The sequence below is a fragment of the Aquimarina algiphila genome, from assembly GCF_947494415.1.
GTDB lineage: Bacteria > Bacteroidota > Bacteroidia > Flavobacteriales > Flavobacteriaceae > Aquimarina > Aquimarina algiphila.
Window position 1 is genome coordinate 120,934 of the sequence record NZ_CANLVC010000010.1, and the last position, 24,592, is coordinate 145,525.

Genomic DNA, 24,592 nt, shown 5'->3' on the forward strand with positions numbered 1-24,592 from the left:
AATCTTTAGAATTAAAGTTTAAATTATTTTATAAGGATTAATTACCTTCTCTTTATACGATGGCAAGGATATCATCCTCACGCATAATTAGATAATCTTTTCCATCTAATTTTAATTCTGTACCTGCATATTTACCATAAAGTACGGTGTCACCAACTTTAACGGTCATGTCGTGGTCTTTTTTTCCACCACCTACAGCAGCTACTTTACCTTTTTGTTGTTTCTCCTGGGCAGAATCAGGAATGAATAATCCAGATGCTGTTTGTGTTTCAGCAGGAAGTGGTTCTACAACTACGCGATCTGAAAGAGGTTTAATATTTACTCCCATTATGATTAGTTTTTATTATTAAAATTAAAATGAAATATTCGAAGCTTTTATTTCAGAAATTATGCCATCAAGGCATTACTGACAAATTGAAACAAAAAATGCCGACTGTATGACAAGTCGGCATTTTTTTTAATTATTTTTTAAGATGTTACTCTTTGTTGTCATCTTGAGTAGCAGGAGGAGTTACAGGTGTCTCTACCTGAACATCATCTGTATTTACTTTTGAATCCTGAATAGCACTATCACCCATTAAATCAATATTAGATAATAAGATTAATACTAATAATAATGTTGCTAAAGTCCAGGTACTTTTATCTAAAAAGTCAGTGGTTTTCTTTACCCCACCTAATTGTTGAGTTCCTCCGCCTCCAAAAGAAGAAGATAATCCACCTCCTTTAGGGTTTTGTACCATAATTACTACAACGAGTAAAAATGATACTATGACGATTAATATTAAAAAGATTGAAAACGTTGTCATTGCTATTATATATTGTTATTTATTTTCTTGTAATTTCTTGATGGCTCGAATTTGGTCTGCAAAGAAACCACTTTTTTCGGGATTTTTCAAAATTAATATGTTATATGCTTGAATTGCTTTTTTAAAGTTTTTTTGAGCAAGATATACTCTCGCCAAAGTTTCGGTCATCAACTCATCTGTAGGTAACGTTCTTTCTTTGGCCAAATTGCGTGAAGGAGTATTTTTTGCGGCAGGTTGTATTTTTGGATTATTTGCGATAAACTCATCAATAAGATTAAATTTATCCTTTTGCCCCAGGGTTTGAATAGGTTTCTTTTCCTCGGTTTTGGATGTTAGAGTTTCAGATTCTTCCTCAGTTTTTCTATCAATAGGTGGTATCGAAGTTAGTTTAAGCCATTCTGCAAAAGAATGTGTTTCTTTTGTATTGAAGTCAAGAGGTTTGTCAATTTGTAATGTCTCTTGTGGAGTCTTGGTATTATCGTTTTTCTGTTGATCTTTTTCTGTTGATAAAGGTGTTTCAGGTGCTATAGTCTCAAGCTCCTTAAGGGTACTGCTTTCTTTTCTTTTTGCAAATAATGCTGGATCTAATACATCTTCAGCTTCTTTCATTTTCATTCGCACAGCATCATCCATCGCAATTCTAGGTAATGTCTTTATTTCTTGAGCATCTACAACATGGATATCAGATCTATCCTTCTTTTTTGTCTCTTCTTGCACTTCTGAATTTTCATTAAAGAGATTAGAAGTTATAAAATCAAATAATATACTGCGATCAGTTGTGTATGCTGCAGTTGTTTTGAGTTCTTGATTATATCTAAAACTTTCTTGGTTTTTTAAACCTTTTAAAAATAAAGATCTTGCCGATTGGAAATAGGGAAATGCTCTGATGATTTTTTCCAGAGAATTTGTCTGCTCTTTGCTTAATTGAGCAGGATTCTGAAGCAAGTATGTAAGTTCTTTAGTATTCAAGTATTTCTAGTTATAATGTATTTACCACCTCGCTAAAGTAGCGTTAAATATATCCTGTGTAATCCTTTCATAGATGATTTGTAGTGCTTCTGCTCTTACTGTGTTTTCTGATGAAGCAGCAGGGTAGTCAAAGAAGAATGAAAAGCGTTGTTCTAAATCTTGTTCAGGATCTTTTGCATCATAAAACCTTACGTTTACTGCAATAGTAAGGCGGTTTTGAGCTGCTGTTATATTTGATGTTGCAGTATTAGGTGCAACATAATCTTGTACGATTTCGCCTTCATATACAATATCACCTCCAGATGTTGTTAAACTAAGATTGGTTTGGTTTAGTATTAAATCTTGTAATTGATTGGTGAATTCTTGATCTGCTCCCGGGAACACTCTGGGAGCTTGATTTTGGAAAAAATTAACCTGAAAGGTTTTTGTGTCTGGAGAGATGTTTGTTCCGCTAAAAGAATAAACTCCACATCCTTGTATTAAGATTAATATACTTACTGTAGCTATGATATATTTTAGTTTACTCATTATTTTATAAATCGTATTGTTTGATTTTGCGGTATAAAGTACGTTCGCTTATTCCTAATTCTTCTGCTGCAGCTTTACGTTTTCCTCTATGACGCTCTAGTGATTTTTTTATTAATTCTAGTTCTTTGTCATGAAGTGATAACGTTTCTTCTTCCTCTATTTCTTCAGCAAAATGATATTTATCATCTTCTTTTACAGGGGTTGATGGTGCGTTTATATGCAATACCTCTGTAGAGGTTGCCGGTACAGGTGCTTCAAAATGAGTGTCTTCTTTTTCTTCTTCTTTACGGTAAATTTTTTGAATCAACCCTTCATTATCCTTTTGTACCTGTTGTGTATTGCCACTTTGCATCAGCTCCATAGTTAACTTTTTAAGGTCATTAAGATCACCTTTCATGTCAAAAAGGACTTTATATAAAATTTCTCTTTCATTGCTGAAATCACTGTCTTTTTTTTCTGAAGAGATAACCGCTGGTAAATTACTCCCAATGTTAGGTAGATAACTATGTAATGTAACTGCGGTTATAGCCCTGTTTTGTTCAAGGACTGAAATTTGTTCTGCAATGTTGCGCAATTGCCTAATGTTACCACTCCAATGATATTTTTCTAATAATACAACGGCATCATCACTTAAGCGTATGGTGGGCATTTTGTATTTGGTAGCAAAATCAGAAGCAAATTTTCTAAATAGTAAATGGATGTCATCTTTGCGATCTCTTAGAGGGGGGAGAAGAATTTCTACTGTGCTAAGGCGATAGTATAAATCTTCTCTAAATTTTTCTTTTTTTATAGCTTCAAACATGTTTACATTGGTAGCGGCGACAATACGAACGTCTGTCTTTTGAACTTTTGAAGATCCAACTTTAATAAATTCACCATTTTCTAAAACTCTAAGTAATCTCACTTGAGTAGTAAGAGGCAATTCTCCTACTTCGTCTAAAAAAATGGTTCCGCCATCGGCTACTTCAAAATACCCATTTCGAGTTTGAGTAGCTCCTGTAAAGGCTCCTTTTTCGTGGCCAAAAAGTTCACTGTCTATTGTCCCTTCTGGTATTGCTCCGCAATTTACGGCAATGTATTTGCCGTGTTTACGATGAGAAAGAGAATGTATGATTTTGGGAATACTTTCTTTACCTACCCCGCTTTCTCCGGTAACTAAAACAGAAATATCTGTAGGAGCCACTTGAATCGCTTTTTCTACCGCGCGATTTAGTTTAGGGTCGTTTCCTATAATTCCGAATCGTTGTTTTATGGCTTGAATTGATTCCATTTATTGTAAACTGTTATTTTTTTTAATTTTTTGTATTGAAGAATTAGTTATTATCTGAATACCCAATAGCTTCGCCAAGTAAAGTTGCACTGGTACATTCGTTAATTTTTACCATTACAAAATCTCCAATTTTATAATCTTTCTTTGGAAAAATAGCGACGATATTTTTTGTCGTTCTCCCACTCCAATGCAGGTCAGATTTTTTAGATTCTTTTTCAATTAATACTTCAAAAGTTTGTCCTATATAACTCTGGTGCCTGTAAGCACAGTGTGTTCGTTGTAATGCGATAACTTCTGCAAGCCTTCGTTTTTTTACATCTTCTGGGACATCATCCTCTAATTTGCGTGCCGCAAGAGTCCCTGGTCTTTCAGAATACGCATACATGTATCCATGTTCATATTTTACATGTTCTAATAAGGACAAAGTGTCTTGGTGGTCTTGCTCGGTTTCTGTAGGAAAACCGATAATCATATCTTGAGTGATGGCACAATCAGGAATTATTCTCTTAATATTGTCAACTAAATCCATATATTCCTGACGAGTATGGAGGCGATTCATTTCTTTTAAAATACGATCACTTCCACTTTGTATAGGAAGATGTATGTGTTTGCAAATATTTTTGTGTTTTGCCATGACTTTGATTACGTCTAAAGTCATGTCCTGCGGATTTGAAGTCGAGAAACGAATACGTAGTTTAGGATATTTCTCTGCTACCATGTCAAGAAGTTTTGAGAAATCTACTGAGGTCGCTTTCTGAAAATCACTAGCCTTTTCAAAATCTTTTTTGAGACCACCACCATACCATAAATAACTATCTACGTTCTGACCTAATAATGTAATTTCTTTAAATTTTTTAAGAACTAGATCGTCAATTTCTTCAAGAATACTCTGCGGATCACGGCTTCGTTCTCTACCTCTTGTAAAGGGGACAACACAAAATGTACACATGTTGTCACAACCTCGGGTTATAGAAACAAAAGCAGATACGCCATTACTTTGTAGTCTTACAGGAGAAATATCTCCATAGGTTTCTTCTTTAGAAAGAACAACATTTACAGCATTACGTCCGGCATCAACTTCTTCTATTAAATTAGGAAGATCTTTGTATGCATCAGGTCCAACAACAAGATCAACAATTTTTTCTTCTTCAAGGAACTTACTTTTCAGACGTTCTGCCATACATCCAAGAACTCCCACTTTCATTCCTGGATTGATTCTCTTTACTGCATTATATTTTTCTAATCGTTTTCTAACAGTTAGCTCGGCTTTTTCTCGTATAGAACAAGTATTTACCAAGACCAAATCGGCATCTTCAAGATTTTGTGTTGTGTTAAAACCTTCTTTTGCCAAGATAGAAGCAACGATCTCACTATCGCTAAAATTCATCTGACAACCGTAGCTTTCTATAAAAAGCTTGCGCTGATTTTCTTTGTTCTGTTCAAGAGCAAGTGGTTGTCCCTGTATACTTTCGTCAATAATCTTCTCCATAAAAAATAATTCCTTACTGATTGGGGTCAAATAGTGTGCAAAGATACTTTTTAATACGATTTGTGACAAAGTGGCAGGGGTTTATTTTGTAAAAAATCTATATTTGATCACTTCAATCAATAAAATATAACTATGACTTTAAATAACCTCCTTGAAAAAATAGAAAATAATACGCCTTTGGATTTTGGTGAAATCTTTGGTAAAAGTATAGAGCTTTTTAAAAAAGTTTGGCTACAAGGGATGATACATATTTTACTTTTAATGGTTGTAATTATTCCTCTGGTTCTTGTGATGTATGTTCCAATTTTTGCTCTTGCAGGAATATCCGGATTTGAAAATAATTATGGTGAATACGGAGATTACGGATATCCTAGTGAAGAATTATCAATAGGCTTCATGCTTCTTTTTATAGTTTTGGTATTAGTGATGTCAATGGTGGCGTCAGCATTCCAATTAGGGATTACAGCTCATTTTTACAGAGTTTGTAAACAAGTAGATTTAGGTCTTCCGGAAACGTCTTCATATTTTATGTTTCTTAAAGGAAAGTATCTTGGAAAAGTTTTTACTTTGGCGATAGCAAAGTTCGGTATTACCATTTTGGCTGCATTGTTATGTTATCTCCCTATTTTTTATGTAATCGTTCCATTGCAATTACTAGTAGTTGTTTTTGCTTTTAATCCAGATTTAAGTGTATCTGATTTAATAAAAACCAGCTTTAAGTTTGGTAATAAGAAATGGTTGCTAGTTTTTGGGTTAGTTTGGATTTCTTCTATGTTAGCAACAACCATTGGGTATATTATGTGTTTTGTAGGAGTGTTTGCAACAGCATCTTTTGCCATGCTTCCGGTTTATTATGTGTATAAAGACACTATTGGCTTCGGAGATTACGATTCACAAAATAAAGAGATGTTATTTGTAAAATAAAAATTTAAAAACCTGCTGACGAGTAGGTTTTTTTTAAACTAATTTTTTAATAAAGAATCTTGATCTCAAAAAATTGATATACTTTTGTCATCAGAAATTATAGGATTATGGCTAAGAATTTAGTGATTGTGGAGTCACCTGCTAAGGCAAAAACAATAGAGAAATTTCTTGGGAAAGATTATACAGTTGCATCCAGTTTTGGACATATTGCAGATTTACCTGCAAAAGAGTTGGGAGTTGATGTTGATGGCGATTTTAAACCCAAATATATTGTCTCCAAAGATAAAAAGGATGTTGTTAAAAAACTGAAGGATCTTGCTAAGAAAGCAGAGATGGTATGGTTGGCTAGTGATGAGGATCGAGAAGGAGAGGCTATTGCTTGGCATCTTGCTGAGACGTTAAAGTTGGACAAAGAGAGAACTCGTCGTATTGTTTTTCATGAGATCACCAAAAATGCTATTCTTAAAGCCATAGAAAATCCACGTACTATTGATTATAATCTTGTAAATGCTCAGCAAGCAAGACGTGTATTGGATCGTTTGGTAGGGTATGAATTATCTCCGGTGTTATGGAGAAAAGTAAAAGGCGGATTATCAGCAGGAAGAGTGCAGTCGGTTTCAGTGAGACTGATAGTTGAAAGAGAGCGAAATATATTAGATTTTAAGGCTGTAGGTTCATATAGGATTGATGCAGAGTTCTCTAATCAAGCAGGGAAATCATTCAAAGCTAAATTGCCAAAGAATTTTAAAACAAAGCAAGAGGCAGAATCATTTTTGAAACAAAATGTCGAAGCGTTGTTTAAAGTGGCAGACCTCTCTACAAAACCGGCTAAAAAATCTCCAGCACCACCTTTTACAACATCAACCTTACAACAGGAGGCTTCTAGGAAATTGTATTTCTCGGTGAGTAAAACAATGACTATGGCTCAACGATTGTATGAAGCTGGTTTGATTACATACATGAGAACCGATAGTGTAAATTTATCAACAGAAGCACAAAATAGTGCAAAGGCAGAAATTGATTCTGCTTATGGTAATGAATATAGTAATCCAAGACAATATAAAGGAAAATCAAAAGGAGCACAAGAAGCTCACGAAGCAATTCGACCAACTGATTTTTCTAGGCACACTGTAAACGTGGAGTATGATCAACAGCGATTATATGAGTTGATCTGGAAACGAGCTATTGCTTCGCAAATGAGTGATGCACAATTAGAAAGGACTAATGTAAAGATAGAATCCAACACGCATAATGAACAATTTACGGCTAATGGTGAGGTGATAAAATTTGAAGGTTTCTTAAAGGTGTATCTAGAAGGAAATGATGATGAAGATGAAGAACAAGAAGGAATTCTTCCTGCAATGAAAGTTCAAGAAAGCTTGTTTAATAACTATATTTCAGCTACAGAAAGATTCACTCGTCCGCCAAGTCGATATACAGAAGCTGCATTAGTTAAAAAGCTTGAGGAATTAGGGATTGGACGACCATCTACATACGCTCCTACAATTTCTACAATTCAGAATAGAAAATATATAGAGAAAGGTTCTAAAGAAGGTGAGTCGCGTGATTATATTCAGATGATGCTTTCTGGAGATGTGATTGATGAGAAAAAGCTATCAGAAAAAGTAGGTAGCGATAAAGGAAAACTAATTCCAACTGATGTTGGGATGGTAGTTAACGATTTCTTGGTAAATCATTTTTCTGCAATTCTTGATTATAATTTTACAGCAAAAGTAGAACAGGATTTTGATGAAATAGCAGAAGGTCAAGAAGATTGGACTCAAGTAATGAAAGCTTTTTATCAGGAATTTCATCCGAGAGTAGAGGATGTGGCTCAGAATGCAGAACGTGAAGTCGGAGAACGTGTTTTGGGAGAAGATCCTGTCACAGGTAAGCCTGTAAGTGTTCGTTTAGGGAAATTTGGGCCGATGGTTCAGATAGGAACAGTTGATGATGAAGATAAACCAAAGTTTGCTAGTTTACCTCCAGGGCAAACATTAAGTAGTATTACATTTGAAGAGGCAATGGAATTATTTCAGTTGCCAAAAGAATTAGGAGATTATAAAGGAGAGACGATTGTAGTTAATAATGGTCGTTTTGGTCCATATGTGAAGTTTGGAGCAAAATTTGTTTCCTTAGAAAAAGGAGAAGATCCTCTTAATACTTCTTTGGACAGAGCTATCGAATTAATTGATGCAAAAGAAAAAGCAGATGCTCCTATATATACATATGAAGATCTTCCGGTTCAAAAAGGTACAGGTAGATTTGGTCCTTTTATAAAGTGGAATGGTATGTTTATCAATGTGAATAAGAAATACGACTTTGATAATCTGTCTGATGATGATATTGTAACTCTTATTGAAGAAAAGAAGCAAAAAGAAATTGATAAGGTAATTCATAATTGGGAAGAAGAAGGGATTCGAGTAGAAAAAGCCAGATGGGGTCGAAGTAATATTATAAAAGGTAAGGTTAAAATAGAACTGCCTAAAACAGTAGATGCTTCAAAACTGACTCTTGACAAGGTAAAGGATCTTATTGAGAAAAATGCTCCTAAGAAAAAAGCTGCAGCAAAGAAGAAAACTACAAAAAAGACTACTAAAAAGAAATAAATCAATATATGTCTTTCGAATTTCTTGCGCCAGTTAGTGATTTAGTAGCCGCGCATACAAATTTACTTTCAGATCAATCATTAGGGAAACAGATCAAAATTCATACAAGTAATGATGGGATTCCTGATTTAAGTAAAATTGATCTCGCTATTATAGGTATTCAGGAGAATAGAAATGATGTTAATTTTCTGGGAGAGAAATTAAATTTTGATGCTATCCGTAAAGCACTATATGAGCTCTATCCAGGAAATTGGAATTCTAATATAGTGGACCTGGGTGATATTAAACCAGGAAATGAGGTTAGTGATACCTATTATTTGGTACAGGAGGTGTTGTCTACATTGCTTCAAAAAAATATTATACCTATTATAATAGGAGGAAGTCAGGATTTAGTTTATGCTCAATATAGATCTTTTGATATTTTAGAGCGAATGGTGAATTTGGCTAACGTGGACAGTAAGTTTGATCTAGGAAATTCTTCAGAGTCAATAACAAATACATCATTTGTAGGTAAGATTATAGTAGAGCAACCTTATAATTTGTTTAATTATAGTAATATAGGGTATCAAACCTATTTTAATTCTCAAGAAGAAATAGATCTTATAGAAAAATTATACTTTGACGCTTATCGTTTAGGAGAGGTTATTTCAGATGTGACCATTGTAGAACCTATTATGCGAGATGCAGATATTGTATCTATTGATTTAGGGGTTATGAATTCTACAAGTCTAAATGGTACGGTAGTTTCTCCTAATGGTTTTGATGGTCGAGAAATCTGTGCTATCTCCAGATATGCAGGAATTAGTGATAAAGTAAAAAGTTTTGGGATTTATGAATTTAAAAATTTCAAAAATGAAGAAACATCTTCATTATTAATTGCTCAAATCATATGGTATTTTGTTGAAGGAGTTAATTTTAGGTCTAATGAGCTTAATATCAAAAATTTAAAAAGCACATTGCATTATAATGTTCCTGTAGAAGATGAAATATTGTCTTTTTATAAGAGTCCAATGACAGGAAGATGGTGGATTGAAATACCTTTTATTTCATCTGGTAATAATAAATTGAAAAGACATACGTTATTACCTTGCACATACAGTGATTATGAGCGTGCTTGTAATCAAGAGATACCTGAAAGATGGTATAAGGCAAAACGAAAAAACGAAGTTTAACATTTTTATTAGGCAGATTTAAGGTTTTTTTTAGAAAAAAATTGTTTTTCTGGAAATAAATAAATAGGTTTACGTCCTTAAATCTAGAAGATCTTAACCTAAAACACGTTATGAAGAAATTTGTATCACTCTTTGCTATTTTAGCAATGCTCTATAGTTGTGGCGGTGGGAACCGTGGAGAACTGGTAGGAGCACAAGGAAAAAAATGGCACCCGCAGAAGCCTTATGGCATGGCCCTCATCCCCGGAGGATCATTCATTATGGGTAAGTCGGATGATGATAAAGCTGCACTGGCCAATGCGCCAACGAGGATGGTAACGGTTCGTTCTTTCTATATGGATGAAACTGAAGTCACCAACAGCGAGTATCGACAATTTGTAAACTGGGTTCGTGACTCTGTAGTTAGAATGAAACTCGCTATCATGGCAGATGAACTAGGGAAAACTCCTGGTGATGATGGTATTGGAGAGTATGCATTCTTAGATGCAGATACCGAAAACATGTCTGTTTACGAAAAATACATGTATGATAATTATAGCGGTACTGGAGAAACCGGTTACGAAGGTAGAAGACTAAATAAGGATGTAGATATCGAATGGGATATCGAGGATTATCCAGATGAGTTTTATGCTGAAGTAATGGATACTCTTTATATACCACTAGAAGAATCATATAATGGTAGACGTACTCTTGATGTGAGTAAATTCGAATTTAGATTTACTTGGATGGATATTCAGGCTGCTGCCCGAGCTCGAAAAGGAGGAAGAAAAGATTTTGTAAAAGAAGAAGTAATTAAAATATATCCTGATACTACGGTATGGATAAAAGATTTTAATTATTCATATAATGAGCCTATGCACAATGATTATTTTTGGCATAGTGCATATGATGATTACCCGGTAGTAGGAGTTTCTTGGGAACAAGCTAAAGCCTTCTGTCGTTGGAGAACTATCGAAAAGAATACCTTCCAGAAAAAGAAAGGTAAAGAATTCGTTAACTATTTCAGACTGCCTACAGAGGCAGAATGGGAATATGCAGCTAGAGGTGGTCTCGAATCAGCAACGTATCCATGGGGAGGCCCATATGCGTTAAATGATAGAGGGTGTTTCTTAGCTAACTTTAAGCCTCTTAGAGGAAATTACGCCGCAGATAACTTTCTATATACTGTAGAAGCCAAAACATTTGAGCCAAACGATTATAATTTATATAATATGGCAGGTAATGTTTCTGAGTGGGTACAGTCGTCCTATGATCCTTCAGCTTATGAATACGTTGCATCAATGAACCCAAATGTCAATGATGATGAAAACAAACGTAAAGTTGTGCGTGGTGGATCTTGGAAAGATGTTGCTTATTTCCTACAGGTAAGTACCAGAGATTACGAATATGCGGATTCTGCGAGAAGTTATATCGGATTTAGAACTGTTCAGGACTATATGGGTACTGACGTTACTGGAGAAGATAATACTCAGAATCAAAAATAAGTCCCAAAATTTTCTATCAACTTAATTACTAACCCTTTTTTAAAACTTTAGATTTAAAAAAAACAAAACAATTTTTATTATGGCAAATTCAAAAGCAAGCAAGAAGTTAATGAACATGGTATACGGTCTCGGAGCAGCCGTTGTAATATTAGGTGCACTATTTAAAATTATGCACTGGCCATTTGGTAACGAGATGTTAATCGTAGGTTTGGTTACAGAAGCGCTTGTATTTACTGTTTCTGCATTCGAACCTGTAGATGATGAACTAGATTGGTCGCTTGTATACCCAGAATTATCTGGAGGAAACAAAAAAGACAAAAAAGAGAAAGAAACTCCAGAAGGATTATTATCTAAAAAATTAGACGAGATGCTTAAAGAAGCTAGAGTTGATTCTAATCTTATAGGTAGTCTTGGTGATAGTATTCGCAATTTTGAAGGAGCTGCAAAAGGTATTAAGCCAACAGCAGATTCTATAGCTGGACAACAGAAATATAGTGAAGAAATGGCAAAAGCTGCTGCTTCAATGGAATCACTAAATGGTTTATACAGGGTACAGTTAGATGCTGCTTCAAAACAAGCAGAAGCAAATGCGCAAACTGCAGAATTTGCTAGTCAGCTTCAAGAGCAGATGAAAAGTCTATCTGGTAACCTTGCTTCTCTTAATGGAGTATATGGTGGTATGTTAACTGCAATGAATAGAAGTTAACATTTTTTTAAGAAATATTTTATAAAATAACTACCAAAATCTAAGAAGAATATGGCAGGAGGAAAACTATCCCCAAGGCAGAAGATGATTAACCTGATGTATTTGGTTTTCATCGCGATGATGGCATTAAATATGTCAAAAGAAGTATTGTCAGCTTTCGGTCTCATGAATGAGAAATTGACAGCGTCAAATACAATAGCAACAGAACGTAATACAGCATTTATGGCTGGTTTGGCAGATAAAGTGTCTGAACAACCAGAAAAGTATACACCTTTAAAAGAGAAAGCAGATCAAATTAGTGTTTTATCTAATGAGTTTAATGCATATGTAGAGCAGATTAAATCTGAAATAATCGAGACGGCTGATGATCCAACCGATTATGAAACTATGGATAAACCAGATGCATTAAATAGTAAATTCTTTGAAGGAGGAAAAACTACTGCGGCGGCTACAGAATTTTTAGAAAAAATTAAAACCTACAGAGATGGTGTGGTTACAGCGTTAAGTACGGTTAAAGAAGTTGACGGTCAAGTTGCAGATGATGTTAAAACAACATTTAGTACAGATGATGTTAAAGATAGAAGTGGAGTAACCAAGAATTGGTTAAATTACAATTTTGAAGGATTTCCTTTAGTAGCTTCTTTGACTAAGTTGACACAAATGCAAGCTGATGTAAAAACTACTGAAAGTAAAGTGCTTTCTGCTTTATTAGCAGGACAACAAGCTTCTGAACTTTCTTTTAGTAACTACGAAGCTATTGTAGTAGCTGATAAAACAGCTTTCTTTAGCGGAGAGAAATTTAAAGGTAGAATTGTTCTTGGACGTTTTGATGCTACACTTAAGCCAACCAAAGTAATGGTTAATGGTAAGGAGCAAACAGAAGTTCAGAACGGACAAATTATGTTAGATTTCCCTGCAGGTAATGTTGGAGAAAGAGATGTAGCTGGAGAGCTTGAGTTTAAAGAAGGTGATTCTATAGTAAAAATTCCTATTAAGAGTTCTTATACGGTAATTCCTAGACCTAATTCAGCTGTAATTTCTGCTGATAAAATGAATGTTGTATATCGTGGGGTAAATAATCCAATGACGATTTCTATTCCTGGAGTGCCAAATGTAAATGCTTCTGCACCTGGACTTAGAAAAGCTGGTGGAGCTGGTAAGTATATGATGAATGTTACTACGGTAAAATCTCGTGAAGTAAGTATTAAAGTAAGTGGTAAACTTGCAAATGGTACTACTGTAAGTGATAGTAAGAAATTTAGAATTAAAGATATTCCAAGACCTGTAGGAACAGTTCGTGGAGAAGATGGTTCTATTAAAATGGCTAGAAATGCATTAGAAATTTCTTCTATCGGAGCTATTTTACCAGATTTTGATTTTGATATCAAATTAAAAGTTACTGGATTTAAATTTAAAGTAGAAGGTCAGCCTACGGTTAGTGTACGTAGTGGTAGATTGGATTCTAAAGCTAAATCTGCTTTACGTAAGGCTAAAAGAGGTTCTTCTGTGCAGATTATAGATATAAAAGCGCAATTAACTACGAATGCTGGATATAAATTGAAAAAGATATCTCCGGTTATTGTTGAGTTAACAAATTAAAAATAAACTTACGCAGTTATGAATTTGAGAAATTTTTTATTAATCGTTTCCGTTCTATTGGTTTCCATGATGTCGTACGGTCAGATCAATGTATTAAATGCTAATGAGCCTGCAGAAATTGGAATGAAAACTGAAGAAATGATCGCATATGATAATGACCATCCTTTAGAGTATGGTTATGTAGATAAGCGTGATATACTTTGGGCAAAGACTACATGGGAAACTATTGATCTTGATGAAAGAATTAATTTTCCTTTGTATTATCCTATAGATACCAATAACATTGGTGTGAATCGTAGATCTCTATATGATGTATTAGTATCTAATATTAAGAACGGAAAGATCAAGAATATTTATTCAGATTCATATTTTACTGAGACTCGTACATTTTCAGATTTAGAATCTACAATGTCTAAAATAGATACTACTGATTTAGGATATGAGCAATACAATGCTGGTGAAGAGGTTGATCCTCAATATATCAATAGAAGAGATATCAGTTCTGCAGATATAGCAGAATATAAGATAAGAGGATATTGGTATTTTGATAAACGTTTAGGAGAATTAAGATACAGATTGCTAGGATTGGCGCCTGTTGCTCCAGATGTTAATTTTATTGATGATGATGAGCCTGATATGGTAGCATTATTTTGGATTTGGTATCCAGATGCAAGAGAAATTCTACATAATGCATTAGCATTTAATAGGAGGAATACTTCCATGCCATTTACGCTAGATCATATTTTAAATGCTAGACGATTTAATTCTGTAATTTATAAGGAAGATAACGAACAAGGAGATAGATCTATTGATGATTATATTGTAGATAATGCCTTAATGCAACTTCTGGAAAGTGAAAGAATTAAAGAGAGTATTCGAAATTTTGAAATGGATATGTGGAGCTATTAATAGTTTCGGTATTTATTAAATTATAAGAAAAACGCCCAACTATAAGTTGGGCGTTTATTATTTTTGAGCTATGTTAGATTATATTGTAGTTGGATTTGGATTATCAGGTTTGTCCTTTGTAGAACAATTGGATCTTGCTGGTAAATCGTACAAAGTTTATGAAAACTATTCTCAGAAATCGTCCCGTGTTGCGGGGGGGCTTTACAATCCAGTTATCCTAAAACGTTTTACGCTTGCTTGGCAAGGGGATAAGCATATGGAAGAGGCGGTGCCTTTTTATAAACATATAGAAACCAAATTGCAACAGTCTTTTGTCTCACAACTTTCCGTATTGAGACGATTTAATGCTGTAGAAGAACAAAATGCCTGGTTTGAAGCAAGTGATAAACCTTTTTTAAATGAATTTCTTTCTTCAGAATTAATCCGAAATACGAATTCAGCTTTAGAGATCTCTTATCAATTCGGAAAAGTAAAACATACCGGAAGAATTAATATAGAGGTCATGTTATCTTCATATATACAGTATCTTAAAACAAATAATAATTTTGAGAACTCTTCTTTCGAACATGATAAAGTAATTCTAAAAGAAGATCATGTTGAATATGATGGCATTAAAGCAAAAAATATTGTATTTGCAGAAGGTTTTGGTGTAAAGAACAATCCATTTTTTAACTATTTACCTCTATATGGTAACAAAGGAGAATACATTGTTATCAAATCCAAAGCGTTAAAATTACAAGATGCAGTAAAATCTTCGATATTCATTATTCCATTAGGTGAAGATGTATATAAAGTAGGAGCGACGTATAATAATAAGGACAAATCACCAGAAATAACTAGTGTTGCAAGAGAAGAGTTGCAAAAAAAATTAGAACGTTTTATGTGTGTCGAATATGAAGTTATTGATCAGGTTGCAGGGATAAGGCCAACTGTTATAGATAGAAAACCACTAATTGGCACTCACCCAAAATACCAAAATATGCATATTTTAAACGGATTAGGGAGTCGAGGTATACTTATTGGTCCAACTGTAGCTAAAGAACTGTATGCGTCTATTGAAAAAAGAATTCCTTTAGATCAGGAGATTGATATTAAACGTTTTGAAGCGTTACGATAAGGGTTCTTTTTTTTTGTAATGCATAAAAAAATTGATCCAAATATTTCTTGATAACCGCAGGATAATAGGTAAAAAGACAATCATGGTTCCCGCAATTACAAAAAAAGTAGCAACTAAATTTAATTTTAAAAAGAGATTACTGATAACAAAGGCTGCAACAGCAAAAGCTATACCTACTGGATAACTTACATACATAGCTCCATAGAAGAAAGAAGGCTCTATTTTATATTTGGTATTGCAATGACTACATCGATCTTGCATTTTGAGCGTTTGACTTAGTTTATAAGGGTTAGATTCCTTATACATACTTTCTTCCTGGCATACAGGACACCTACCAGTAAAGATGCTATAAATTTTAGTTCCGCGTAAGAAGTTCATAAGCGTTTTTATTCTAACACAAAATTAATCATCTTTGCACAAAATATTCAAAAGCTGATGTTAAACATACATAACTTATCGATTTCGTTTGGGGGAGAGTACCTTTTTGAAGAAATAAGCTTCAGGTTAAATGCAGGAGATCGAGTAGGGTTGATTGGTAAAAATGGTGCGGGTAAATCTACCATGCTTAAGATCCTATCCAAAGAACAAGAGCCGGATTCTGGTCAGATAGCAATGGATAAGGATATAAAAATAGGATTTCTAAAACAAGATATAGATTTTGTGCTGGGACGTACAGTTTTAGAAGAAGCATATGAGGCTTTTACTGAGATTAAAAAGATTGAAAGAGATATTGATAATATAAATACGCAATTGGCAGAACGTACCGATTATGAAAGTGAAGCATACAATCAATTAATTACTGATTTAAGTGATCATACACAGCACTATGAGGTTCTGGGAGGATATAATTATCAAGGAGAGACAGAAAGAGTGTTACAAGGGCTTGGATTTGCAAGAGAAGATTTTGACAAACTAACCGATACCTTTTCTGGAGGGTGGAGGATGCGTATTGAATTAGCAAAGCTTTTATTACAAAACAATGATATCTTATTGTTAGATGAGCCAACAAATCACCTGGATATCGAATCTATAATTTGGTTGGAGAATTTTTTAAAAAATTATGGAGGGGTAGTGGTTATTGTTTCGCACGATAAAATGTTTCTTGATAATGTTACCAATAGAACGATAGAAATTTCTTTGGGACGAATCTATGATTATAATAAACCATACTCTAAATATCTGATACTTCGTAAAGAAATTAGAGAACAACAATTAGCTACTCAAAAAAATCAATCAAAACAAATCGAACAAACAGAAAAGTTGATTGAAAAATTTCGAGCTAAAGCCTCTAAAGCTTCGATGGCACAATCGCTGATTAAGAAATTAGATAAGATCGATAGAATAGAGGTGGATGAAGATGATAATGCAGTAATGAATATTAGTTTTCCTATACATATACAACCAGGAAAAGTAGTGATAGAAGCAGATGGTGTAGGTAAAAGTTATGGAGATAAAGAAATTCTTAAAGATATTGATTTACTCGTGGAGCGAGGATCAAAAATAGCTTTTGTTGGTCAAAACGGACAAGGTAAATCTACCTTAGCCAAAATTATAATTGATGAAATAACATATGACGGGGAGTTTAAATTAGGGCACAACGTACAAATAGGATATTTTGCTCAGAATCAATCAGAATATTTGGATGGAGAATTAACCGTTCATGATACCATGATAAATGCTGCAGATGAGAAAACACGTAGTAAAGTACGTGATATGTTAGGCTCATTCCTATTTAGAGGAGATGAAGTAGATAAAAAAGTAAAGGTACTTTCTGGAGGTGAACGAAACCGATTGGCGTTATGTAAAATGTTATTGCAACCTTTTAATGTATTGGTAATGGATGAGCCCACGAATCATCTGGATATTAAATCCAAAAATGTATTAAAAGAAGCCCTGAAAAATTTTGAAGGGACCCTGATCCTGGTATCACATGATAGAGATTTTTTACAGGGATTAAGCAATACCGTATATGAGTTTAAAAACAAAAAAATTAAAGAATACCTTGGGGATATAAACTTCTATTTGGAAGAACGAAGACTAAATGATCTGCGAGAAATAGAAAAGAAAGATAAGCAAGTAACATCTGTTTCTGATACAAAAGAAACTGCCAAACAATCCTATCAGGATCAGAAAAAGCTCAAATCACTTAATAATAAGTTGAGTAATGTAGAATCTAAAATCAATAAATTAGAAAGAGAAATCAAGGAGATTGATGTCGAATTAGCAATTAATTATGACCAGACTATAGCGCAGCCAGATTTTTTTGATAGTTATCAGGCAAAAAAAGATAAATTATCTTCTTTGATGGAAGATTGGGAAGTATTACAAGAAGAAATTGATGCTATAAATGCAGTTTGATTTTTTTCTTAAATTTTAAAGAATCCATAAAATTAAATGTATAATTTACATTTTTAATATTCTCAATATGGTTTTTTTAAGAATACCGCATAATATAGACGTATCTTCCTAAAGTAGTACAGAATACGGTATGTTACTTTTGTGATATTTTTATAGTGAGTAGCAGGTACAACTAGAATTTTATAGATATTTTTGCGTTTGATAATTTAAAGAACGGTATTTATGAATGATACAAAAGCCATAGATTTAAATGCTCATGCATTATCCTGGGTAGGCAAAATACACTATGATTTTGGGTTTTTAGTTCAAAAAGCATTTGGAGAAAATGGATTGGACTTATCCAAAGAACAATGGAGTGTTTTAAAACGCCTAAATGTAGATGATGGACAGCCTCAAAATGACCTTGCATTTATTACACATCGTGATAAAACATCCATGACTCGATTAGTGAATACCATGGAAAGTAAAAAACTTGTTGTTAGAAAAAGTGATGAAAATGACAGAAGGGTTAATCGTATTTTTTTAACCGATTACGGAAAAGAAGTTATAGAAAAAGTACAGCCTATTATGTATGATCTTATTCCGGCGGTTCAGGAAAGCTTGGATGATGAAGAGATCGAAACCTTGATTGCGGTATTGAAAAAGGTAAAATCTAAGATTGCGCAAATCGCTGAAGAATAGAGAGTAAGTATCATATTTTATTATAAAAAGCACCTGTGTTAATGGGTGCTTTTTTTGTGGTAAACCGCAGGGATTTAACTTTTATGAGTTTTTTAACTGCATCGCACTGCTATGGTTGATAGTTTTGTATGCGATTTTGCACTAAGTGCGGATACAATTATGCTATGAGAAAAATTATACTTTCTATTCTTGGATTATTATTAATTGTGGTTGCAGTATTTGCCGCCAAAAAGATTGTTGATAATAAAAGAAGACCCAAACCTAAACCTGCAAAAGTAATTAAGACTGTTTTTGTAGACACTGTAAAAAATACCACTATCCCCATTCAAATTGCTGCCAATGGTAATTTAACAGCAAAAAGAAGGTTGGAGCTATACTCCGAGGTTCAGGGGATTTTTAGAGGAGGAAGTCAGCTCTTTAAAACAGGTCAGCAATACAAACGTGGACAAGCATTAATAAGAATTGATGCATCAGAGTATTATGCAAGTGTACAATCGGCGAAAAGTAATTTGTATAATCTGGTTACTTCAATAATGCCTGATTTACGATTAGATTACCCAGAGATTTATGATAAATGGCAAGAGTATCTTAATACTTTTGATATGAGTAAAGCGACACCAAAACTACCAGAAATCACTTCAGATAAAGAAAAATACTTTATAACAGGTAGAAATATATTTACCACCTATTATAATGTAAAAAATCAAGAACAACGCCTGGCTAAATATACTATTTCTGCCCCGTTTGAAGGAGTACTAACAGAGGCTTTGGTTACTGAGGGAACTTTAATCAGACAAGGACAAAAATTAGGAGAGTATATCGATACGAGTACATACGAAATGCAAGTCGCTATCGGGAAAGAATATGGAGATTTACTTCAAGTGGGAGAATCTGTAGAACTTTCTAATCTTAATAAAACAAAAATATTTACAGGAAAAGTAGCCAGAATTAATGGAAGCGTTAATCAAGCTACTCAAACCATCACTACTTTTATAGAGGTTGCTGATCCATCGCTTAGAGAAGGGATGTATCTAGAGGCTAATCTTGATGCAAAAAAAGAAGAAAATGCTATAGAGATTGATCGAGGATTACTTCAGGAAGGTGATAAGCTATTTGTTGTTAGAGATAGTATTCTTGATATTATAGATGTAAACCCTGTGTATTTCTCTGATAAAAAAGTGGTGCTCAAAGGAATTCCCGAAGAAACCATCATACTATCCAAAAGCGTTCCGGGAGCATATGCCGGAATGCTGATCAAGATCTATCAGGAAAAGAAAAACAATAATGTGCTTAGTGATACCGCTGTGAGTACAACTAAAAAACAATAGTTATGCGTAAAATTATTGCTTTTTTTATTAGATATCACGTTGCCGTAAATGTGATTGTACTTGCTTTTTTTGCTTTTGGTATTGCTGGAGCACTTTCATTAAAATCCTCCTTTTTTCCATTAATTGATTCCAAAAATATTAATATAAATATTACATATCCTGGTGCTTCACCTCTGGAAGTAGAAGAAGGGATTGTATTAAAAATAGAAGATAATCTCAAAGGTTTGGATGGTGTAGAACGAGTGACTTCTACTTCAAGAGAGAATAGCGGAACTATAAATGTTGAAATCGAAAAGGGGAAAAATATCGATTTCATGTTGTTAGAAGTGAAGAATGCGGTAGATCGTGTACCTTCATTTCCGACGGGGATGGAACCTTTGGTCGTTGCAAAACAAGAAGCAATTCGACCAACTATCGATTTTTCTATAAGTGGGGATAATATACCACTATCAACTCTCAAAGAGATAGCTCGCCAGGTAGAAAATGATTTACGTGGTATAGATGGGATTTCTCAGATTAATATTTCAGGATATCCTGCAGAAGAAATTGAAATTGCGATAAACGAAAAAAACTTATTGGCATATAATCTTAGTTTTACTGAAGTAGCACAAGCAGTAAGTCGCGCTAATATTCTTACAACGGGAGGGACCATAAAAACAGATGCAGAAGAGTATCTTATCAGAGCGAATAATCGCTCGTATTATGGTAATGAACTCTCTAATTTAATTGTGCGTGCCGATGCTACAGGTCGAGCCATACGATTAAAGGATGTTGCTGAGATTCGGGATCGTTTCTCAGAGACAGCTAATGCAACTTATTTTAATGGAGATTTGTCGGTTAATGTCCAAATAACAAGTACAAATACCGAAGACTTGATTTCGTCTGCCGAAAAAGCGAAAGAATATATAGAAGACTTCAATCAGAAGTATAATAACGTACAGCTTAATGTGGTTAGCGATCGATCTATTACGTTAGTTCAACGTACAGAGCTTCTTACAGAAAATGCGATCATAGGAATGCTATTGGTGCTTACCTTTTTATCCTTATTCCTTAATACTAGACTAGCCTTTTGGGTTGCTTTCGGACTTCCAGTGGCATTTTTAGGAATGTTCATTTTTGCAGGAACCTTTGATGTAACCATTAATGTGTTATCCTTATTTGGTATGATTATAGTAATAGGGATTTTGGTTGATGATGGTATTGTAATCGCCGAAAACATTTATCAGCATTATGAAAAAGGAAAAACCCCTGTTCAGGCTGCAATAGATGGTACAATGGAGGTAATACCACCTATCATTTCTGCAATTATTACAACGATACTCGCCTTTGGAATCTTTTTATTCCTGGATGGTCGGATAGGAGAGTTTTTTGGAGAAGTTTCGGTAGTGGTGATTCTTACGCTCACCGTTTCTTTGGTAGAAGCGTTGATAATTTTACCAGCTCATTTAGCACATTCCAAAGCACTTAAGAAACAAGACGCTAAGCCAAAAACAGGTATCGGTCAATTGTTTGCAAAACTACGATATATCAATACTTTTGGAGATGCCATTATGCGTTGGTTAAGAGATAAATTATATAGCCCGGCATTGCGTTTCGCATTACAAAATAAACTTTTTACATTCTCACTTTTTGTTGTGCTTCTTATTCTAACTTTTGGTAGTGTTGGTGGTGGAATAGTTAGAACATCCTTTTTTCCGCAGATAGCTAGTGATCGTTTATCGATTAATCTGGCAATGCCCAATGGGACTAATGAAAAAGTAACAGATAGTATTATTTCATTAATAGCAGAAAAAGCCTGGGAGGCGAATGAAGAACTTACAAGAGAATACCTAAAAGGCGAAGAATACGAGGGTAAAGTACTATTTAAAAATGTAATCACTAATATAGGTCCGGGATCAGCAACAGCTTCTCTGGTTGTTAATCTATTGCCAGGAGAAGAGCGTCCTGATGCTGTAGCATCCTCTATGGTAACAGATCTAATTAGTAAAAAAATGGGAGAAGTTACGGGAGTAGAGAGTTTGGTGTATGGTAGTGGTGGTAACTTTGGAGGAAGACCTGTTTCTGTTTCTTTATTAGGAAATAATATCCAAGAACTCAAAGCAGCCAAAGCAGAACTCAAAGGCGCATTGGTCAATAATGCACTACTTAAGGATGTTACTGATAATGACCCTGCAGGAATTAAAGAGATTCGAATAGAATTAAAAGAAAATGCATATTTACTGGGGTTAAATCTTCGTGATGTGATGGCACAGGTTCGTGCTGGATTTTTTGGAGTACAGGCACAACGTTTTCAAAGAGGACAAGATGAAATACGAGTTTGGGTACGATATGATCGTGATAATCGTTCTTCCATTTCTAATCTGGATGATATGCGCATAACGACTGTAAGTGGAGAACGAGTGCCACTCAATGAGATTGCTGTGTATAGTATAGAAAGGGGAGATGTTGCGGTTAATCATTTGGATGGTCGTAGAGAAATACAAATTTCTGCAGATTTAAAAGATGTAGAAACCACGAGTGCCACAGATATTTTGCAAGAGATACGTACGGTAACCATGCCAGAAATAATTTCAAAATATCCAACCGTTACTCCTTCTTATGAAGGGCAGAATCGCGAGGCAGGTAAGCTTCTGGGTTCATTAGGTCCAGTAGGGCTTACGGTACTGGCATTAATTTATATAACCATCGCATTCACGTTTAGAAGCTATAGTCAGCCATTATTACTGTTACTACTTATTCCGTTAAGTTTACCTGCGGTTGCCCTTGGTCACTGGGCACATAATTTTCCTATCAATATCTTATCTATGTTAGGGATTATTGCACTTATTGGTATTATGGTTAATGACGGCTTGGTACTTATCGGTAAGTTTAATAGTAACCTTCGGGAGGGATTATCTTTTGATGAAGCTATTTATGAGGCTGGTAGATCTCGTTTTCGTGCTATTTTCCTAACATCATTGACTACTATAGCCGGATTAGCACCATTGATTTTTGAAGAAAGTCGTCAGGCAAAATTTCTGATTCCTATGGCCATTTCTATTGCATATGGTATTGGTTTTGCCACTGTGTTGACATTGTTGGTATTGCCGTTGTTTTTATCATTTAGCAATAGTGTAAAAGTAAGCTCAAAATGGTTAGCTACAGGAAATAAGATCACCAAAGAAGAAGTAGAAAGAGCCATTAAAGAACAAAAAGAAGAGGATGAAGAACATCATGAATTGCAAGTATAATACCCATATTATGAGATTATTTTGTCTGCTATTTTTGATTTCTGGTAATGTGATAGCTCAGCAATTAACAAAGCAAGAAGCGATACGACTTACCTTAGAAAACAATTTTGGAATATTAATAGCCACCAATTCGATAGAAGTGGCCAAAAATAATAAAGGGATTCTTAACTCGGGATATTTGCCCAGATTGTCTACCAGTGCTGGGGCAAACTATCAATCAGCAAATAGTACAACGTCTTTTGGCGGAGCATTAAATCCCAATACAGGAGAACCTCGTGCTGATATTGAGATTGAAGATGCAGAAACCCAACTATATAATGCAGGAATCGATCTCGATTATACTTTATTTGATGGTTTGGGTAGATTTTATAATTATAAACGGTTAAAAGAAGAGTATAATCTCACAGAATTACAGGCAAGAGAAACAATCGAGAATACGATTCTACAGTTATTTACAGTGTATTATGAGGTCGCCCGATTATCTGAAAACGAAGGAATTTTAGAAGAAACGCTTCGAATTTCTCGTGAGCGTGTTTCACGATCCAATTATCAATTTGAGTATGGTCAGAATACAAAACTCAATGTGCTTAATGCAGAGGTAGATGTAGCTAATGATAGTATTAATTTATTGAATACCAGACAACAATTGGTCAATACCAAAAGAGATTTGAATGTAATTCTGGACAATGAATTAGAGCGTAATTTTGAAGTAGATACCATTATACAGTTTATCCCTAAACTCAAATTAGATGAGTATTTGGAGAAATCTACAGAAAATAATGTGACCCTATTACAAAATGAAAGTAATATCAGGATATCTGATTATGATATTAAGGTAAGTAAGTCAGGATATTTGCCAACAATAGGGTTAACCGGTTCGTATGGATGGAATGAAAATAGAAATCCACCGTCGGCATTCTTTCCTGGTAATGTTGCTGATACCTATACGCTAGCTGCCGGAGTGAGTCTTACCTGGAATCTTTTTGATGGAGGTAGTACGATTACCAGAGTGAAAAATGCAAAAATAGCATTAGATAACCAGGAAATCATAAGAAGTCAAGTGCAGAAGGAGGTTAAGAGAGATATTGCCAATGCTCTTGGGAATTATGAAAACCGATTGAATGTATATAAAATTCAGCAACAAAATGTATTGACCAATCAAAATAACTTTGAACGTACTAAAGAGCGTTTTAAGTTGGGGCAGGTAACTTCAATAGAATTCAGGCAAGCGCAGATCAATTTAATTCTTGCAGAAACCAATAAGAATTCTGCGAAATATGATGCTAAGATTGCTGAGTTACAATTATTACAATTAACAGGACAATTGCTTAACGAAGAATTTTAAGTTTCTCTTCGACTAGATTGTCACACCGAGCTTGTCGAAGTGTTTTGTCAATAGGAACGCGATAAAAA

General features: G+C 34.4%; 20 protein-coding genes. 13 read left to right on the forward strand and 7 right to left on the reverse strand.

Translation table 11 applies throughout. The features are described from left to right. Window positions 1-52 precede the first annotated feature (52 nt). The 6 genes from PQF96_RS24045 to miaB all read right to left on the reverse strand — a co-directional run bounded on the left by PQF96_RS24045 (window position 53) and on the right by miaB (window position 5,062). Window positions 53-328 carry a co-chaperone GroES gene (locus PQF96_RS24045; protein ID WP_025663354.1) on the reverse strand — a complete coding sequence of 92 codons (276 nt, stop codon included), beginning with the start codon at window positions 326-328 and terminating at the stop codon, window positions 53-55. Between the two features lie 148 nt (window positions 329-476). Beyond that, window positions 477-806: a preprotein translocase subunit SecG gene (gene secG / locus PQF96_RS24050; protein ID WP_109434115.1), complete on the reverse strand. Its 330-nt coding sequence runs from the start codon at window positions 804-806 to the stop codon at window positions 477-479. Window positions 807-821: 15 nt separating this feature from the next. Next, on the reverse strand, window positions 822-1,775 hold the full coding sequence (locus tag PQF96_RS24055) for a hypothetical protein (RefSeq protein ID WP_271769055.1): 954 nt from the start codon (window positions 1,773-1,775) through the stop codon (window positions 822-824). A 21-nt stretch (window positions 1,776-1,796) separates the two neighbouring features. Further along, window positions 1,797-2,303: an LptE family protein gene (locus PQF96_RS24060; RefSeq protein ID WP_271769058.1), complete on the reverse strand. Its 507-nt coding sequence runs from the start codon at window positions 2,301-2,303 to the stop codon at window positions 1,797-1,799. 4 nt (window positions 2,304-2,307) lie between these two features. Next, complete coding sequence (locus tag PQF96_RS24065) at window positions 2,308-3,573, reverse strand: sigma-54 interaction domain-containing protein (protein WP_109434112.1); 1,266 nt, start codon at window positions 3,571-3,573, stop codon at window positions 2,308-2,310. A 43-nt stretch (window positions 3,574-3,616) separates the two neighbouring features. After that, window positions 3,617-5,062 (reverse strand): tRNA (N6-isopentenyl adenosine(37)-C2)-methylthiotransferase MiaB, encoded by a 1,446-nt coding sequence (miaB, locus tag PQF96_RS24070; protein WP_109434111.1) that lies wholly within the window; start codon window positions 5,060-5,062, stop codon window positions 3,617-3,619. Between the two features lie 132 nt (window positions 5,063-5,194). On the opposite strand from miaB, the gene PQF96_RS24075 reads away from it, so the two are divergent. The 8 genes from PQF96_RS24075 (at window position 5,195) to PQF96_RS24110 (ending at window position 15,582) form a co-directional block, all read left to right on the forward strand. Beyond that, window positions 5,195-5,986, forward strand: coding sequence for a hypothetical protein (locus PQF96_RS24075; protein ID WP_271769061.1), 792 nt, complete (start codon window positions 5,195-5,197; stop codon window positions 5,984-5,986). Window positions 5,987-6,093: 107 nt separating this feature from the next. Further along, window positions 6,094-8,595 (forward strand): type I DNA topoisomerase, encoded by a 2,502-nt coding sequence (gene topA, locus PQF96_RS24080; protein ID WP_109434109.1) that lies wholly within the window; start codon window positions 6,094-6,096, stop codon window positions 8,593-8,595. 8 nt (window positions 8,596-8,603) lie between these two features. Beyond that, window positions 8,604-9,767 carry a formimidoylglutamase gene (locus PQF96_RS24085; protein WP_143916680.1) on the forward strand — a complete coding sequence of 388 codons (1,164 nt, stop codon included), beginning with the start codon at window positions 8,604-8,606 and terminating at the stop codon, window positions 9,765-9,767. Window positions 9,768-9,877: 110 nt separating this feature from the next. After that, window positions 9,878-11,251, forward strand: a complete 1,374-nt coding sequence (gene porK, locus PQF96_RS24090) for a T9SS ring complex lipoprotein PorK/GldK (protein WP_109434107.1) — start codon at window positions 9,878-9,880, stop codon at window positions 11,249-11,251. A gap of 79 nt (window positions 11,252-11,330) precedes the next feature. Next, a complete protein-coding gene (porL, locus tag PQF96_RS24095) occupies window positions 11,331-11,957 on the forward strand; it encodes a type IX secretion system motor protein PorL/GldL (RefSeq protein ID WP_109434106.1) in 627 nt (208 codons plus the stop codon). A 51-nt stretch (window positions 11,958-12,008) separates the two neighbouring features. Continuing rightward, window positions 12,009-13,556, forward strand: coding sequence for a type IX secretion system motor protein PorM/GldM (porM, locus tag PQF96_RS24100; protein WP_143916681.1), 1,548 nt, complete (start codon window positions 12,009-12,011; stop codon window positions 13,554-13,556). A gap of 18 nt (window positions 13,557-13,574) precedes the next feature. Then, window positions 13,575-14,465, forward strand: a complete 891-nt coding sequence (porN, locus tag PQF96_RS24105) for a type IX secretion system ring subunit PorN/GldN (RefSeq protein ID WP_109434104.1) — start codon at window positions 13,575-13,577, stop codon at window positions 14,463-14,465. 70 nt (window positions 14,466-14,535) lie between these two features. Next, the gene (locus PQF96_RS24110; protein WP_271769064.1) at window positions 14,536-15,582 is read left to right on the forward strand and encodes an NAD(P)/FAD-dependent oxidoreductase; all 1,047 of its coding nucleotides are present in this window, start codon (window positions 14,536-14,538) and stop codon (window positions 15,580-15,582) included. On the opposite strand, the gene PQF96_RS24115 is transcribed toward PQF96_RS24110, so the two are convergent. Beyond that, window positions 15,574-15,960: a DUF983 domain-containing protein gene (locus tag PQF96_RS24115; protein WP_109434102.1), complete on the reverse strand. Its 387-nt coding sequence runs from the start codon at window positions 15,958-15,960 to the stop codon at window positions 15,574-15,576. The two genes, PQF96_RS24110 and PQF96_RS24115, sit on opposite strands and share 9 nt — an antisense overlap. Before the next feature lie 57 nt (window positions 15,961-16,017). Here PQF96_RS24115 and PQF96_RS24120 point away from each other — a divergent pair, with 57 nt between their 5' ends. From PQF96_RS24120 to PQF96_RS24140, 5 genes are all read left to right on the forward strand, one after another. Next, window positions 16,018-17,940, forward strand: a complete 1,923-nt coding sequence (locus tag PQF96_RS24120) for an ABC-F family ATP-binding cassette domain-containing protein (RefSeq protein ID WP_271769067.1) — start codon at window positions 16,018-16,020, stop codon at window positions 17,938-17,940. A gap of 222 nt (window positions 17,941-18,162) precedes the next feature. Further along, complete coding sequence (locus tag PQF96_RS24125; RefSeq protein ID WP_109434100.1) at window positions 18,163-18,621, forward strand: MarR family winged helix-turn-helix transcriptional regulator; 459 nt, start codon at window positions 18,163-18,165, stop codon at window positions 18,619-18,621. Window positions 18,622-18,785: 164 nt separating this feature from the next. Next, window positions 18,786-19,949 carry an efflux RND transporter periplasmic adaptor subunit gene (locus PQF96_RS24130; protein WP_271769069.1) on the forward strand — a complete coding sequence of 388 codons (1,164 nt, stop codon included), beginning with the start codon at window positions 18,786-18,788 and terminating at the stop codon, window positions 19,947-19,949. 2 nt (window positions 19,950-19,951) lie between these two features. Then, window positions 19,952-23,179 carry an efflux RND transporter permease subunit gene (locus PQF96_RS24135; RefSeq protein WP_271769072.1) on the forward strand — a complete coding sequence of 1,076 codons (3,228 nt, stop codon included), beginning with the start codon at window positions 19,952-19,954 and terminating at the stop codon, window positions 23,177-23,179. 10 nt (window positions 23,180-23,189) lie between these two features. Next, window positions 23,190-24,524 (forward strand): TolC family protein, encoded by a 1,335-nt coding sequence (locus PQF96_RS24140; RefSeq protein ID WP_271769074.1) that lies wholly within the window; start codon window positions 23,190-23,192, stop codon window positions 24,522-24,524. Window positions 24,525-24,592: the final 68 nt, after the last annotated feature.